Here is a 240-nt window from a genome sequence, read left to right as displayed (position 1 = left end):
CATCTACGGGGGGCGTCATCCACAGCTGCAAGTTAAGTCCTGTTTGCAAGCCATGCAGGCGTTATGTGAGCTTGAATATCTAGAGCCGGCTACGTACGAGCAACTACAAGCGGCCTATCGTTTTTTACGCCGCCTCGAGCATGGTATTCAAGCCATTAATGACCAGCAGACTCAGCGGTTACCTCACGATGAACATTGGCGACATAACTTGGCGACTACTTTGGGGTTTGAGGATTGGGC

At 51.2% G+C, this 240-nt stretch carries 1 protein-coding gene; it reads left to right on the top strand.

Annotated features, from left to right (window positions below; all coding sequences use genetic code 11):
* Nucleotides 1-240: hypothetical protein (locus AAEY88_RS15295; RefSeq protein WP_350563761.1), on the top strand; the 240-nt coding region annotated here is incomplete at both ends.

The organism is Psychrobacter sp. CAL346-MNA-CIBAN-0220, from assembly GCF_040309805.1.
In the GTDB taxonomy this organism is placed as follows: domain Bacteria; phylum Pseudomonadota; class Gammaproteobacteria; order Pseudomonadales; family Moraxellaceae; genus Psychrobacter.
This window is presented reverse-complemented; position numbering and strand designations above follow the sequence as displayed.